The sequence below is a fragment of the Aquirufa sp. ROCK-SH2 genome (genome assembly GCF_054558315.1).
The window spans coordinates 582,665-597,289 of the sequence record NZ_JBPXKB010000001.1; the positions used below are offsets into that span (position 1 = coordinate 582,665).

The 14,625-nt window shown below is 33.8% G+C and carries 12 protein-coding genes; 1 reads left to right on the top strand and 11 read right to left on the bottom strand.

All coding sequences use genetic code 11. The annotated features are described in order from the left end of the window. Positions 1 to 3: 3 nt before the first annotated feature. The 6 genes from V7S79_RS02550 to V7S79_RS02575 all read right to left on the bottom strand — a co-directional run bounded on the left by V7S79_RS02550 (position 4) and on the right by V7S79_RS02575 (position 9,163). Positions 4 to 960, bottom strand: coding sequence for an acetyl-CoA carboxylase carboxyltransferase subunit alpha (locus V7S79_RS02550; RefSeq protein WP_459488984.1), 957 nt, complete (start codon positions 958 to 960; stop codon positions 4 to 6). A 30-nt stretch (positions 961 to 990) separates the two neighbouring features. Continuing rightward, positions 991 to 2,412 carry an MBL fold metallo-hydrolase RNA specificity domain-containing protein gene (locus V7S79_RS02555; RefSeq protein WP_459488985.1) on the bottom strand — a complete coding sequence of 474 codons (1,422 nt, stop codon included), beginning with the start codon at positions 2,410 to 2,412 and terminating at the stop codon, positions 991 to 993. 74 nt (positions 2,413 to 2,486) lie between these two features. After that, entirely contained in the window at positions 2,487 to 3,533 is a 1,047-nt protein-coding gene (locus V7S79_RS02560) for a DUF6807 domain-containing protein (RefSeq protein WP_459488986.1), read from the bottom strand. 74 nt (positions 3,534 to 3,607) lie between these two features. Further along, positions 3,608 to 5,275, bottom strand: coding sequence for a RagB/SusD family nutrient uptake outer membrane protein (locus tag V7S79_RS02565; protein WP_459488987.1), 1,668 nt, complete (start codon positions 5,273 to 5,275; stop codon positions 3,608 to 3,610). An 11-nt stretch (positions 5,276 to 5,286) separates the two neighbouring features. Beyond that, positions 5,287 to 8,280, bottom strand: a complete 2,994-nt coding sequence (locus V7S79_RS02570) for a SusC/RagA family TonB-linked outer membrane protein (protein WP_459489265.1) — start codon at positions 8,278 to 8,280, stop codon at positions 5,287 to 5,289. Between the two features lie 313 nt (positions 8,281 to 8,593). Beyond that, on the bottom strand, positions 8,594 to 9,163 hold the full coding sequence (locus V7S79_RS02575) for an RNA polymerase sigma factor (protein ID WP_459488988.1): 570 nt from the start codon (positions 9,161 to 9,163) through the stop codon (positions 8,594 to 8,596). Positions 9,164 to 9,432: 269 nt separating this feature from the next. Here V7S79_RS02575 and V7S79_RS02580 point away from each other — a divergent pair, with 269 nt between their 5' ends. Then, positions 9,433 to 10,833 (top strand): APC family permease, encoded by a 1,401-nt coding sequence (locus tag V7S79_RS02580; RefSeq protein WP_459488989.1) that lies wholly within the window; start codon positions 9,433 to 9,435, stop codon positions 10,831 to 10,833. Here the strand turns inward: V7S79_RS02580 and V7S79_RS02585 are convergent. From V7S79_RS02585 to V7S79_RS02605, 5 genes are all read right to left on the bottom strand, one after another. Next, positions 10,823 to 11,737: an alpha/beta hydrolase gene (locus V7S79_RS02585; protein WP_459488990.1), complete on the bottom strand. Its 915-nt coding sequence runs from the start codon at positions 11,735 to 11,737 to the stop codon at positions 10,823 to 10,825. The two genes, V7S79_RS02580 and V7S79_RS02585, sit on opposite strands and share 11 nt — an antisense overlap. 4 nt (positions 11,738 to 11,741) lie before the next feature. Continuing rightward, on the bottom strand, positions 11,742 to 12,653 hold the full coding sequence (locus V7S79_RS02590; RefSeq protein ID WP_459488991.1) for a DMT family transporter: 912 nt from the start codon (positions 12,651 to 12,653) through the stop codon (positions 11,742 to 11,744). After that, the gene (gene trmD / locus V7S79_RS02595) at positions 12,653 to 13,327 is read right to left on the bottom strand and encodes a tRNA (guanosine(37)-N1)-methyltransferase TrmD (RefSeq protein WP_459489266.1); all 675 of its coding nucleotides are present in this window, start codon (positions 13,325 to 13,327) and stop codon (positions 12,653 to 12,655) included. Before trmD ends, V7S79_RS02590 begins: the two co-directional genes overlap by 1 nt. After that, complete coding sequence (gene rimM / locus V7S79_RS02600; protein WP_459488992.1) at positions 13,317 to 13,850, bottom strand: ribosome maturation factor RimM; 534 nt, start codon at positions 13,848 to 13,850, stop codon at positions 13,317 to 13,319. Before rimM ends, trmD begins: the two co-directional genes overlap by 11 nt. 66 nt (positions 13,851 to 13,916) lie before the next feature. Continuing rightward, complete coding sequence (locus V7S79_RS02605) at positions 13,917 to 14,576, bottom strand: 30S ribosomal protein S16 (protein ID WP_459488993.1); 660 nt, start codon at positions 14,574 to 14,576, stop codon at positions 13,917 to 13,919. Positions 14,577 to 14,625 lie beyond the last annotated feature (49 nt).

Consider the following 14,625-nt stretch of genomic DNA (forward strand, 5'->3'; position numbering starts at 1 on the left):
TATTTATTCAATCACCACTCCCATTTTTCCAAATTTCTCAATTCTATTTAAGATTCGAGTTTGCGGATCAATAGTTGATAGAAGTTGTAATTCTTTCTTTAAAATATCTTTAATAATATTTGCGGCACCATCCATATCAAGATGTGCACCACCTAAAGGCTCTGGAATAATTCCATCAATCAATCCATTGCCTAGCATGTCATTGGCTGTTAATTTTAAGGCTTCGGCAGCTTGTTCTTTGTAGTTCCAACTTCTCCATAAAATAGAGGAACATGATTCAGGCGAAATAACAGAATACCAAGTGTTTTCCATCATTAATACTTTATCACCCACCGCAATTCCTAAAGCACCACCTGATGCTCCTTCACCAATAATAATACAAATCACAGGAACCTTTAACATAAACATATCTCTGATATTCCTTGCAATTGCTTCTCCTTGACCTCTTTCCTCAGCTTCTAAGCCTGGAAATGCGCCTGGTGTATCGATCAAACAAACGATTGGTTTATTGAATTTTTCAGCCATTTTCATCAATCGAAGGGCTTTTCTATAACCTTCTGGATTTGGCATTCCGAAATTTCTGTATTGACGTTGTTTGGTATTTCTTCCTTTTTGCTGCCCAATGAACATGACAGAAAATTCATCATCAATATTTCCAAAACCACCTACCATAGCTTTATCATCTGCTACCGAACGATCACCATGAATTTCTATAAATTCAGTACACATTTTTTCAATGTAATCAAATGTATAAGGTCTATCTGGATGTCTAGACAATTGAACACGCTGCCAGCGAGTTAAATTGGAAAATGTTTCCTGCTTCAATTCTAATATTTTTTCTGTTAAAGATTTAACAGCTTCAGTTACATCTACATTATTCTCAATCGCCAATTTACGCATTTCAATTAATTTGTCCTCTAATTCGGCAATTGGCTTTTCAAATTCTAATAATGTTTTCATATGTTTTATCAATTCTTTGCAAAAATAAAATTAAAGTACGAAACTTTCGTTCTTTGAAGGCAAAATTACATCCTTGAAACCTAATTGGTTCAAATCATCACTAAATTCCAACATACTTTCTTCTTCACCATGCGATAAAAAGATGTTTTTGATGTTTTTAGGATCTTGACTCTTAACAAAATCCAATAATCCATTTTTATCGGCGTGGCCAGAAAACACATCTATTTTACGAATATTTGCATTGACTCTATATTCTTTATCGCGTACTCGTATTAAGTTAGATCCTGCCAATAATTCTCTACCTAGTGTTCCTTCAGCTGCATAACCAATCAACAAAATAGTACAATAAGAATTACTAATATTATCTGCAATATGTTGCTCTACCCTACCACCAGAAATCATTCCTGAAGAAGAAATGATGATACATGGTTCATGGTAATTTTTAATGGCACGACTTTCTTTATCTGTTTGTAAAAACTTTAAATTTTCAAAATCGAACAAATCATCATATTCTTTATGAAATTCTCTAGCTTCTGAATTCAGATAACTTAGATATTTCGAATAAATCTTTGTAGAACTTTTACCCATTGGACTATCTGTAAATACACGAATAGCTGGGAAATTTCTTTCTTCAATCAATCGATTAAGTGTATAAAGCACAGCTTGCGTTCTACCCACAGAGAATGCTGGAATAATTAACCTACCTGGCATATCAATGCACGTTTCTTTAATTATTCTAGCTAATGCGTCAATAGGTTCTTCTTTATCCTCATGTATTCGATTCCCATAAGTTGTTTCACAAACTAAATAATCACAATGTGGAATGGGTTGTGGATCGATATGAAGCGGGTAATTTTTACGTCCCACGTCTCCACTAAAACAGATTGATTTTTTAACGCCGTTTTCTTCAACAGTAAAAAAAGCATGTGCTGCTCCCAATAAATGTCCAGCTGGATAAAAAGTAAGATCTAAACCTGGAATAATGGTGAATTTCTTATTGAAGGCTAAGGTGACAAAATGTTGAACAGAATTTTCAACATCTTTTTCTAAATATAAATCGCCTTTTTTCAAAAGTCGATCCATTTGTTTATGTTTTTTACGACTTTCACCTTGTGCAGCTTTAAGTCTCCTTAAATGCAAATGAGCAGAATCAATCAATAATAATTCAGCTAATTCAGCAGTTGGTGAAGTACATAAAACTTGTCCTTCAAAACCTTCCCTGTATAACATGGGTATATTTCCAGAATGATCAATGTGAGCGTGCGTTAATACAACTACGTTGATTAAAGAGGCATCAAAAGGAAAGAATGATTTATTTTCAAGTGGTTCAGAATAGTCAATATCCCTCTCCATATCAGTTCCGCAATCAATTAATACTTTATAATCATCAAGTTCTAGTAAATACATACTACCAGTAACTTGACGCGCGGCACCTAAAAAATGTAATTTCATATAAGCAAATAATTAGGGGCTCAAACGAGCCCCTGATAGCTTACAAAAATACAAGATATTTCTTTAATTACGAATTATTTAACATTCTTCGCGAAGTCAGATTGAAAAGAATCTAGTTCTTCTTTACTTAAATTTCGGTCAGCAATTAATGTTCTATAACGGAAAGTAACACTTTCTCCCTTTTTTAAAGTCAAGTTTCTTTCATCCTTTCCATTACTAAAGACTTTGGCTCCCAAAGGGTTAACAGCAAATAAGCCATAGCCTCTTGCATGCCAATAACTTGGATAACTCACATTAGAGGGATGGTCAAGAATAGCAATGTTAATCGGATGATTATCCATTTGTCCTGTTAAATTCATCCATTTAGCTCGAGTACTCCAAACAGCTTCTCCTTTAATACCTTCACTACTGATATAATTCCCACTAACGCCCGTATTATCCATTACGGGTACTTTGGTTTCTACTCCATGTGCATCTGTAAATACATCAGGTTTGTTAGAAGGTATTTCCAACTGGCGAGCCACGCGAATCGCAAACATGCCATCTTTTACATCTTTGAACAATACATTATCGGCAACAGCAGTCAATGTAGTAATTCGATCAATCGTTCTTAAATCTTTTGTGCCTGAAAAAACATAAGTCGTTTTTTCAACTAAAACTTTTGAACCTCTTCCATCATTATCAATCCAATTAGCACTAACTACTAATTCACCTGATTTACTACCATTTTTCATTGAAAGAACCTTTTCATGGACAATGGTTCCCATTTTATGGTTTTGGAGCGAGGAGACAATATTGTTCGAATTATTCCAATAATCAAATCCATTGACATCTTCATAATTTAACCACATTCCCACATGATGTGGATGATCGACGCGTTCACCTGCACGAGGTGCAATAGGATATCCACGAGTGATGGTTGTTCCTTGAGCTGAATTAATCGGAAAAAGAGAAGCTTTTTTCAATACAGCTTGGCCCGGTGCATAGTAGGAAGTGAAATATTTTCCTCCAACCAATACATCAATTTTCTTTTCTCCATCTACTTTTACAAAATTTACTTTTTGATCTTGAGCAAAAGTAGAAAAATGCGCCAAGATAAGTAATACAACGATTTTTTTCATAAAAACAGGTTTAAAGTAAAATTCCGAAGAAAAGCTCCCTCGGAATTTTACAAATTACAGAAATCAATTTAATATTAGTATCCTGAGTTTTGTGGAAAACCACCATTCTCAGATAAATCTACTTGTTTTTGAGGAATTGGACGAACATAATGCTTGTCTGTAATGGTAGTTGCTGCATCAGAGTTATATTGCTTCACTCTCTCAATCAAGTTACCCCAACGTTTTAAATCCATCCAACGTGTTTGCTCTCCCGCTAATTCACGAGCTCTTTCTTCCATGATTAAATTCATATCTACTTCAGATACTTTCATGTTTTCTTCTTTTCCTTTAGCAGCAGCACGCACACGTACCATGTTAATAGCAGCTACAGCTTCAGCTTGTTTTCCTAATTTGAATTGAGCTTCTGCTAACATTAAATAAGTATCAGCTAAACGATGTACAAAATAATCACGCGATCCATTTTCATAAGTCATATCCGGACGAAGTGGATCAAAGAATTTTTGTAAAGTTGGAAACAAAGCATAATTGTATAAACTTGGAACCAACACTTGATACTTCTTAGCAGCTCTTTCTGCTAATGGCATCTCATAACCTGGAATATAAATAGTAGTATCACCAGCTTTATAAGTTACGGTATTTTTAGACCCGTCAAAAGTTGTATTATACGTACCTGGCTTATTTGAATACCATGTATCTTTGAATGATTTTTTATAACGAGTATCATTCACACGATCAGCAAAAACTGTATTCAACAAATAAGGAGTTGGCTTTAGACGCTTAAATGGACGACCATTGTTCACATCACGTTGCATTCCAGGTTGTACATCATATTGCATTCCAAAATACAAGTGTAATTTATTACCTTGATTATCCACAACACCATTGGTTAACGGATCATTGGTATATTGAACAGCAAAAATTACTTCATCATTGATTTGGTTTCCTTGATCAAATACAGAAGCAAAATCAGTTAATAATTTAAATCCATAATTATTGATTACATTATTACATAAAGTTGCAGCATTTGCATAATCTGTCGACTCTGCGAATTTAGAAGATGCTCTAGTTAAATAAACTTTCGCTAACAAATTTTCTGCTGCCGCTTTGGTTGCACGACCATAATCAGATGATGCCTTTTTGTTCTCTAAAGCAGGAATAGCATCTAACAAATCTTTTACGATTTGAGCATAAACATCCTTTTCAGGAGTACGAATAGCAGTCTTTGTAGGTCCAGTTGTTTCCTTTAAACGCAAATCCAAAGGACCAAACTGTTGTACTAAGATAAAATAGTAATGAGCACGTAAATATTTCATTTCAGCAACTCTTTGAGCCTTTACTGCATCAGATAAACCTGTTACTGAAGGTGCTCTATCAATCACTGCATTGATTGTATTAATTCCTTTGTAGGTTTCATCCCACAATTGAGCCAAAATATCTACAGAAGAAGTTAATTGAGAATCATAAAAATGAAATCCTTTGTAAGATCCATCTGCACCGGCACTATAAATATCAGTACCATACTCAGACATCGTCAAACCTCTTTCAGTTGCATAAAATGAACGTAGAGGTGTGTATGCTGCATTTGTAGCTGCTACAAATCCTGGAGTTGTAGCGATATAGTCATTACTAATATTAGATACTACTGTCTCTTTTAGCAAATCGCTACAAGAAGCAGTGCCCAACATAATGGCTGAGGCAAGACCTAATGTTTTTAATGTATTTTTCATATATAAACTTTTCATTATTCGATCGATTAAAATTTAATATTTAAACCAAATGTTGTTACGCTTGTAGCTGGAGTAACGTTATTGTCAACATTTCCATTAGCTGTTTCAGGGTCAACACCATTCCATTTTGAACGATATTCAGAGAAGATAAATGGTTGTTGAATACTAGCATAAACTCTTAAAGACGACAAACCTAATTTCGCAGCAGTTTTTGCTGGGAAAGTATAACCCACATTGATGTTACGTACTTTGATAAATGAACCATCAAAATATGAAATTGCAGTATTATAAGCTGGGAACTCTTGGTTAAAGTTCGGACGAGGATAATATGCATTCGGATTATTTGGAGTCCAATAATCAACTTTAATTTGGTTATAACGACCTTGTAAGTAGTTTGAATTTTGGTGGTATTTAGACATAATCATTTGACCTTGTCTTGTAAAGATGAAGAATGACAAATCAAATCCTTTGTAAGAAAAACGATTGGTAATACCTCCAGTCCAAGATGGAACATCTGAACCTAATAAAATACGATCATCTGCCGTGATTTTACCATCACCATTTGAATCGGCTACTTTAATTTGACCTACAGTAAAGCCCATTGCTTTAGCCTGTGCAGCTTCAGCTGTTTGCCAAATACCAGCATACTTGTAATCATAGTATGAATTCAATGGTTGTCCAATGAACCAACGGTTACCTACGTCATCTTTAGCTCCATTGTATAATGACAAAATCGCTTCCGTATTCTTGTAGAAAGTGAAATCGGTAGTCCATTTAAACCCACTTTCCGAATCAACGTTTACTGTTGATAAAGAAACCTCAACACCTTTATTTTGAGTTTCTCCAACGTTACGAGTAACAGCAGCAAAACCAGTAGAAGTAGGTAATTGATCTGATAATAACAAATCGGTTGTATTTGTTTGGTAATATTCAATCGATCCAGCTACACGACCTCTTAAGATAGAGAAATCAGCACCAATATTTTTTGAAGTAGACGTTTCCCATTTCAAATCGGCATTACCAATTGTGTTTGGACGATATCCATAAGCAGCATTGTTATTCCATGCATAAGAAGTTCTACCTTCTAAACCTTGTGTTTGATAAGGTGAAAGTCCTTGGTTACCAACTTGCGCAAAAGAAGCACGAATTTTCAATTCATCTAACCAAGTTAAATCCTTCATGAAATCTTCTTGATGTAAATTCCAACCTAAAGCTACCCCTGGAAAATTACCCCACTTTGAATTTTCACCAAAACGAGATGAACCGTCACGACGAATAGTTGCTGTTAACAAATATTTACCTTTGTAATCATAATTCACACGAGCCATGTAAGAAGAGATCGTCCATTGAATTAAATTAGACCCCACTCCTTGAATAGAAGAAGCATTGGCTAAATTATAAAACTGTTGAGTTTCTACTGGAACACCTAAAACGCTCTGAGTGTATTGCTCAAAGTTATCTCGTTGCATAGATTGTAATAAGGTAACTCCCAAATTATGGTTTTTAAATTGCTTATTGTAAGTCAAGATATTTTCCAATGTATAATTGAATCCAAAACGATTATCTGTAGATGCCGTTGGATTACCACCTTTAATATCATTTGTCAAAGCACCATTAAAACGACCATTTCTTGAGATAGTAAAGTCAGGACCAAAGTTCAAACGATATTTAAACCCTTCTGCAATTTGATATTCTGCATAAATACTATTAAAAATACGGTATTTTTTTGTTTCATCCACCTTTGCACCAGGAACAATCTCATTCAATGGATTAGTTAATAATGCATCATCTGTTTGTTGGAAAATTAAATTTCCAGCATCATCATAAGCTCTTGCTAATGGATTTTGAGAAGATAAATATCCATAAGGATTCAAATTAGCTCCATTTGTATTTGCGTACATAAAATAAGATGACGCACCAATTTTTAAGTTTTTATTTACTTGGTGATCAACACTCACACGTAAAGAATAACGTGAAAAATCTAAACCTTCAATAATACCTTTATCTTGGAAATAACCTGCATTAATTGAGAACTGAGTTTTATCATTACCACCTTGAATACCTAAAGCATGGTTTTGTTGAAACCCTTTCTTAACCATCATATCTTGATAGTTAGTAGTTCTGTTCAATTTGATACCTTCCAATTCAACCGCAGTAAATAATTTTGAATCTGCAAATGCATCAATAACACCCGTTGGAACTAAGTTACCATTTGTGTCTTTATATGTACCAATTGTACGACGTGATTCACGCTTCATTTCTGCATATTCAGCTCCAGTAAATAAATTAATTTTATCTAAAGTTTGAGTTGAACCTACATAAGTATCATAAGAAATAACCGTTTTACCGTCTTTAGCACCACGTTTAGTCGTAATTAAAACCACACCATTCGCACCACGTGCACCATAAATAGCCGTTGCAGTTGCATCTTTTAAGATTTCCATAGATGCCACATCATTCGGATTCATATCTTCGTAACCACCAGCTAATGGAATACCATCTACTACATATAAAGGATCATTACCTGCATTAAATGAACGACGACCACGAATTAAGACTTTAGGAACAGTACCAGGCTTACTTCCTGACTGTGCAACGTCCACACCAGCTACCCTACCTTGCATTGCTTGGCCTAAGTTCGTAATTGGCATTTCAGTGATTTGCTTAGATGTTACTGAAGAAATAGCTCCTGTTGTTTGGCTTTTCTTTTGAGTACCATAACCTACAACCACTACCTCTGTCAAATCTTTGGTATCAGAAGCTAATGAAATGTTAATTTGAGTTTTTGAACCAACTGAAACTTCTTGAGGATTGAACCCAACAGAAGAAAATACCAAAACTGCAGATTGACCTACAGAAATCTTGTAATTACCATTGGCATCTGAAGATGTTCCTTTAGATGTACCTTTAACTGAAATTGTAGCACCAGGAATACCTGATCCATCATCTGATGCTGTTACTCGTCCCGTAACCATACGGTCCTGAGCAAAAATCTGAAAGCCTATCAGCATAAAAAACATACTTGATAGAACCTTTGAAAGTAATTGTTTTTTCATAGGGTGTTAAAAAATTAGTTAAATGATTGCAAAGATTTTTTAATTTTTTCCCATAATTCTTCGCTTTCAAAATGGGATAGCTGGTTAAATTCTACTTTCTTCCTACACCAGTACTTGGAAGAAAACTTTTCAAAAAGCTGAAAAACATCCTTTTTAAGTGATTTATCAACAAAAAATTTCCGTTTTTCAAGCATTTCAGTCAGTTCTACTTTATCTAATAACCTATAAAGCAGTACAGATTCTTTTTATACTCAAAAAAATACTCCAAAAAATACCATTAAAAGACCATTGATTCTTTTGAGAGATTAGATTTTAGTATTCTCAAGGCTCCAAAAATTAAATTGTAGACCGACTGATGATTAATTTTCATATAATCACTAATTTGTTCAGTGTCCATGTTTTGATAATATTTTAAAGAAATAGCTTCTCTTTGACGTTTGCTTAATTTAGACAAACTGCCATTTAACAAACGATGGGTACAATGCTCGTCCTCTGCTTTAATTAAATGAATCTCTTGAGAGTGATAATTTTCTACATTTTCAATACTATAATTCGTATAATGATTTAATGATCTTAATTGTCCATCTAATTGGCGAATCAATTTTCTTTTAATAGATGCCATCAAATAAAATTTAACACTTGTAGTAGGACCTAAATTGGCATGATTTTTCCAAAGCTCAACAAATAGATCATGAAGACAATCTTTGATTAACTCTTTATCATTGGTTATTCCCATGGAATAAGAATACAGCGGTTGCACAAAATTTTGATAAATTTCAGAAAATGCTCTTTCGTCCCCAGTCCTAAATTTTTCCCAAGCTAAAATTTCATTAAAATTCTTTTTCATATTTCTTATCAAGTGAAATTGTATTATTTAATAATTTGTTAAAAGCATTTATTTTTTTCTGCTTATTATTTGACTAAATATAAAGAGGTACAATATTAAAATTCAAAGAAATTCTTGAATTTATTTCCGTAAACGTTTACGGAAACGTTTACAATTTTTATTTTTTTTAATTACTGTCTAAAAACACCAAAAAAATGTCTAATCTTTAAATATTAATAGAAAAAATCAACAAATTTAAAAATTGTCTAATTTCAAGAATCCAATATAAAATGAATAAAAAATTATCCACATTAGATGCGACCCTATTAGTCATGGGGTCAATGATAGGTTCTGGTATATTTTTAGTTAGTAGTGAAGTTGGTAGATCAATCAATTCTGGATTTTGGTGGCTATCTACTTGGTTATTAACAAGTTTGTTGACAATTACAGGAGCCTATGCTTATGGTAAGTTATCTAGTATATTCCCAAAAACAGGTGGTCAGTATATCTATTTAAAAGAAGCTTACTCCCCTATGATCGGTTTTCTTTTTGGATGGTCTACCTTTTTAGTTATTCAAACGGGTACTATCGCCGCTGTAGCTGTAGCTTTTGCAAAATATACAAGCTTATTAATTCCGAATTGGATCAACGAAAATCCTCTTATCGGGAATTACATAGATACACAACAACTTTTAGCGGCATTTTTAATCATGTTGCTTACCTGGTTTAACTTAAGAGGCATTCAGTTTGCTTCTTTTATTCAGAACTTGTTTACGTTTACTAAAATCGGAGCGATTGTCATTTTAATTCTTATAGGCTTATATGTTGGTTTTCAGAATGATTGGATTCATTTTGAGCATTTTTTTAAAAGTCCAAAAAATTACAATCCCAATAGTAATAGTTTCGATTCATTAACAATGATTGGATTTGCTAGCATTTTTGGTGCCTCGTTAATTGGACCATTATTTTCATCTTCTGCATGGAATAATGTTACGTTCGCATCTAGTGATTTTCAAGATCCTCAAAAAACAATCGCTAAAGGTTTAGTATTTGGCTCAGCATTGGTTTGTTTACTCTATATTTTAACGAATATTTCCTATTTGGGCATTTTGCCATTGGAAGGCCATATAAATGGTGCTACAGCTTATGAACGGGGTATAATGTTCGCATCTCAAGATCGTTTGGGATCTGCTGCATTAGAAACAGTATTAGGAGGTATTGGAGCTAGCATTATGGCAGTATTGATTATGATATCAACTTTTGGTTGCAATAATGGAATAATATTAGCTGGTGGACGATTATTTGAGGCAATGGCAAAAGATCAATTGTTTTTTAGTAAAGCGGCTCAATTAAATAAAGTTGGTGTTCCAGCTAACTCACTTCTAATTCAAGGTTTTTGGGCAATTATTTTATGTTTTTCGGGTTCATATAGTGTTCTATTGGACTTCACCGTTTTTGCTATCCTCCTCTTTTATTTTCTAACTGTATTAGCATTGTTTAATAAAAAAATCAATACTCATAAATTACCTTGGACAGATAAATCCTTATTTATCGTTTATCTTATACTTTTAGCATTGATTTGTATCAACCTATTAATTGTTAAACCTGGTTCTTCATTGACAGGTTTATTCATTGTTCTATTAGGAATACCTTTTTATTATTTTATGAAATGGAAGAAAATTAAAGAATAGCTTGACTTTTAAACCATTCCGTTAAACTTTTAAACCAATCATCTTTAGTCGTTTTATTATTCAAACCGAAGCCATGACCTCCATTTGCAAAAACATGTAAATCTACTTTTACGTTATTATTAACTAAATTTTCAGCGTAGATTAAAGAATTTTTCAATGGTACTGCTTTATCATCTGATGCATGAACGATAAATGCTTGCGGAGTTTTAGCATTAATTTGTTCTTCATTTGAAAATAAATGCAATAAATCCTCTGGTGCATCTTTACCTACTAAATTGGTACGACTACCAGAATGAGTAAAATCTCTAAATGAGATAACAGGATATAACAAAATTTGAAAATCGGGTCTTAAATTGATTTGATCATTTATTCCTGTATAATCTTTATCAAAATGGGTTGCCGCACTAGATGCTAAATGTCCACCAGCAGAAAATCCCATGATTCCTACTTTGTTACTATCAATTCCCCAAATTTGAGCATTTTTTCTCACCAAACGAATGGCTTGTTGTGCATCTTGAAGAGGAGCTATTTTTTTATCCACTTGATTCGCAACGTTTGGAATTCGATAATATAAAACGAGAGCATGAATACCTATTTCGTTTAATTTTTGTGCAATATCAGAACCTTCATGAGAGGCAGCTAAAATACCGTAGCCCCCACCAGGACAAATAATGACACAAGGACGATTGTTTGCATTTCCTGAATTAGAAGGATAAAAATGATAGGTAGGTTTGCTAACTTTTGATATTCGTAAAATTCCATTCGTTACTTGACTCGTTTGTTCATTGGGTGCATCAATATAGTTGGGAATAGGACCGTCATATAGAGGGTTAAACTGCTGAGCCATTGATTTAGAGAAAGTTAACAAGGATAAAATTGCAACAAGCGTAAGGGAGAATTTCATAGGTTTAGACTTTTGATTTATCAGTTGTAATTAAAACAACTGCCAATAGTATAAAAAAACTTGCTAAAAGTAAAATAGAATGCAAAGTTTCATTTAAAATAATATTTCCTAATATCAATGCCAATACTGGATTAACATAGGTATAAGTAGCCACTAAAGTAGCATCACATACTTTTGATAAATATCCAAAAATAGAAAAACCCAACATGCTACCAACCAATGCTAAATAAATAAAAACAGCATAAGCTTTGAAAGGCAAAGAAGAAAAAATGATGGAATGGTGATCTTCTATCAAATAACTTACAATGAAGGCCAATAAAGAACCCGTAAGCATTTGTATCGAGCAAACTTGGGTGAAATGATATTTATTAGCTCCAGAATGTTGAATAGTAAAAACCCCTAAATTCCAGCATAAAACAGCTACACTTAAAAAAGCGATACCCTTCCAAAATTCAAATTCTTTACCGGGAATAGCTAAGTTTTTCTGAGATGCTAAAATAATGATACCTATTAAGCCCATAATTGTACCGAAAAACTTTCGCTTACTTGGCTTTTTCCCTACCATCCAAAAAAACACAACCAATAATAAGGGCCCTAAAGCCATGAATACAGAGGAAAAACCACTTGGAACGATGGAACCAGCCAAAGACATAAAACCATTGCCAAAGAATATCAGTAAAATACCCGCAAAAAAATGAATTTTCAGGTCATGAAAAGGCATTTTTATCCAATGTTTCCCGGCAATTGCCCAAATCAATAAAAGAGAACCAGCAACAAGATTTCGAGAAAATGTAATAAAAAGTGGGGGTAAATAGCCCAATAATATTCGAACGCTTAAGAAAGTAGAGCTCCATATTAAATACAAAGCACCTAGAGAAATAATTACTTTTAACGAAAGCGCATTTTTTTCTTTCATTATTTTAATAAATCAGGCCTTCTTTTTTTTGTACGTTCGATGGATTGCTCATATCTCCAAGCATCGATTTTTTTTTCATGACCAGAAAGCAATATCTCAGGAACATCCATTCCATCAAACGAGGCAGGACGAGTGTAAACAGGTGGTGCTAATAAACCGTCTTGAAAAGAATCCGTTAAAGCAGAGCTCTCATCTCCGATGGCACCCGGTATTAATCGAATGATGGAATCTGCACAAACAGCAGCTGCTAATTCACCTCCAGAAAGTACATAATCTCCAATAGATATTTCTAAAGTAACATACTTCTCTCTAATACGCTCATCTATTCCTTTGTAATGCCCACAAATGAACATCATATTATTTTTAAGACTTAATTGGTTAGATAGACCTTGGTTTAATACTTTTCCATCTGGACTAAAATAGATGATCTCATCATAAGAACGTTCATTTGTTAAAGATTTGATACAATTGGCTAATGGCTCAATGGCGATAACCATTCCCGCTCCCCCACCAAATTGATAATCGTCCACTTGACGAAATTTTTTAGTAGAATAATCATGAAGATCATGCAAATGAATTTCAACTAGTCCTGCATTAGCTGCACGCTTGCAAATAGAATGTTCAAAAAAACTATTCATTAAAGCAGGAACTACTGAAATAATATCAATTCTCATCATCTAAATACACTTCTAATAAACCTTCCGGTAAACAACTATGAACAATTTTATTTTTTTTATCCACTTTAGGAATAATTTCATCTGTAAGAGGAATTAATACCTCTTTGAATTTATAATTCATTACAATGACATCTTGAGCGCCAGTTGAATAAATTTCTTTTACTTCCCCTAAATCGCCGTATTTTTCATCCTTCACTTGATATCCAACTACTTCATGATAATAGAATTGATCATCTTTTAATTTTGGCAAAAAACTTAGGGGTAAAAACAATTTGTGTCCAACTAATTCTTTCGCAGCATCGATTGAATCAATACCTTCCAAGCTGATTAAGTTCAGATTCGTTTTCACTTGTAAATCATCTACAAAATAAGGTACCAATTCATTACCTATTTGTACGAAAACTGATTTTAAACCTTCGTATTCAAAAGGGTCATCCACATCTAGGTAAACATGTAGAGTTCCTTTTATACCATGTGGTTTAGAAAGAGTGCCTAATTCAAAATATTCTTGCTTTGCCATATATACAAAAAAAAATCATACAAATTTGATAAACAAATCTGTATGATTTTTCAAAATAAATAAAAATTATTCTGCTGCTGGTTCTTCAGCTGGAGCCTCTGGAGTAGCTTCTTCAACTGCTGGAGCTTCAGGAGCCGCTTCCTCAACTACGGGAGCTTCAGCAACTTCAGCTGCAACTTCTGTTGTTTCTTCTACTTCAACACCAGTAGCTTCTTCTTCCGCTTCATTGATAGCATCTACTACGCTAGCAACAATTGCTTCATCTTCTACTTTGTTTTTAGCAGCAATGGCCTCAGCTCTCGCAGCAGAAACTTTCGCTTCAGCAGCTAAAACTGCAGCTCTAGAAGCATCTTTAGATTTTTGTAAGCCAGTTGACTTAGTTTGAATCTTCACTTCTTTCTCTGCTTTCCAAGCCTCAAATTTCGCATCTGCTTGCTCTTGTGTAATTGCACCTTTGATAACACCTACTTGTAAATGTTTTTTGTACAAAATACCCTTGTAAGATAAAATAGCTTTTGCTGTATCTGTAGGTTGAGCACCATTCATAACCCATTTTAATGCATTTGCCTCATTCAATGTAATTGAAGCAGGATTTGTATTTGGGTTATAAGTTCCAATTTTCTCAATAAAACGACCATCACGTGGTGCACGTGCGTCTGATACTACTACATCGAAAATTGCTAATTTCTTGCGTCCACGACGCGCTAGTCTGATTTTAACAGCCATTTGAAATGGGTTTATGAAGGATCACGTCCTTCGGGTTTATAAAATGTCT

Bases quoted from the DNA above. Each gene is read 5' to 3' on its own strand.
- V7S79_RS02575 (WP_459488988.1), bottom strand. From the start codon at position 9,163: ATGAAAAAGAATTTTAATGAAATTTTAGCTTGGGAAAAATTTAGGACT.
- V7S79_RS02585 (WP_459488990.1), bottom strand. From the start codon at position 11,737: ATGAAATTCTCCCTTACGCTTGTTGCAATTTTATCCTTGTTAACTTTC.
- V7S79_RS02570 (WP_459489265.1), bottom strand. From the start codon at position 8,280: ATGTTTTTTATGCTGATAGGCTTTCAGATTTTTGCTCAGGACCGTATG.
- trmD (WP_459489266.1), bottom strand. From the start codon at position 13,327: ATGAGAATTGATATTATTTCAGTAGTTCCTGCTTTAATGAATAGTTTT.
- V7S79_RS02590 (WP_459488991.1), bottom strand. From the start codon at position 12,653: ATGAAAGAAAAAAATGCGCTTTCGTTAAAAGTAATTATTTCTCTAGGT.
- V7S79_RS02580 (WP_459488989.1), top strand. From the start codon at position 9,433: ATGAATAAAAAATTATCCACATTAGATGCGACCCTATTAGTCATGGGG.
- V7S79_RS02605 (WP_459488993.1), bottom strand. From the start codon at position 14,576: ATGGCTGTTAAAATCAGACTAGCGCGTCGTGGACGCAAGAAATTAGCA.
- rimM (WP_459488992.1), bottom strand. From the start codon at position 13,850: ATGGCAAAGCAAGAATATTTTGAATTAGGCACTCTTTCTAAACCACAT.
- V7S79_RS02555 (WP_459488985.1), bottom strand. From the start codon at position 2,412: ATGAAATTACATTTTTTAGGTGCCGCGCGTCAAGTTACTGGTAGTATG.
- V7S79_RS02550 (WP_459488984.1), bottom strand. From the start codon at position 960: ATGAAAACATTATTAGAATTTGAAAAGCCAATTGCCGAATTAGAGGAC.
- V7S79_RS02560 (WP_459488986.1), bottom strand. From the start codon at position 3,533: ATGAAAAAAATCGTTGTATTACTTATCTTGGCGCATTTTTCTACTTTT.
- V7S79_RS02565 (WP_459488987.1), bottom strand. From the start codon at position 5,275: ATGAAAAGTTTATATATGAAAAATACATTAAAAACATTAGGTCTTGCC.